The 600-nt window shown below is 70.7% G+C and carries 1 protein-coding gene; it reads left to right on the top strand.

What is annotated here, in order from left to right; all coding sequences use genetic code 11:
• The coding region (locus ACFQUZ_RS32375) for an IS5 family transposase (RefSeq protein ID WP_377449119.1) at window positions 1–588 on the top strand (588 nt) is incomplete at its 5' end.
• Between the last annotated feature and the right edge of the window lie 12 nt (window positions 589–600).

Raw genomic sequence — 600 nt, 5'->3', positions numbered from 1 at the left:
GCACATCAGCACGCCGCTGGCGCCCGCCGGGACAGTCACACGCAGGTCGAGCCGCCGGGCGGCAGCGCTGCGGCCGAGCCGGCTGATCACGCGTTGGGCCGCTCGCGGGGTGGTCTGACGACCAAGCTGCACCTGGCCTGCGAGCAGGGCCGCAAGGTGCTCGCGTTCGTGGTTACCGGCGGGCAGCGCGGCGACAGCCCGCAGTTCACCACTGTGCTGGGGCGCATCCGGGTGCCTCGCCTCGGCGTCGGCCGGCCGCGGTGCCGACCGGACCGGGTGCTGGCCGACAAGGCGTACAGCAGCAAGGCCAACCGGAGCTACCTGCGGCGCCGTGGCATCGGCTGCGTCATCCCGGTCAAGGCCGACCAGGCCGCGAACCGGCGCAAGAAGGGATCGGCGGGTGGCCGGCCACCCGCCTTCGACTCCAGCGCATACCGGCAGCGCCATGCCGTGGAGTGTGGGATCAACCTGGTCAAACAGCACCGTGCCGTGGCCACCCGTTACGACAAACTCGCGGTTCGGTACGAGGCCACCGCCACCATCAGCATGATCGACATCTGGCTCCGACGACTCGTGCGGCACTTATGACACACGGCCTAG

The sequence above is a fragment of the Plantactinospora sp. GCM10030261 genome, assembly GCF_042666615.1.
Taxonomy (GTDB): domain Bacteria; phylum Actinomycetota; class Actinomycetes; order Mycobacteriales; family Micromonosporaceae; genus KBS50.
Note: the sequence above shows the minus strand (reverse complement) of the source record. Positions and strands in the feature narration are given on the sequence as shown.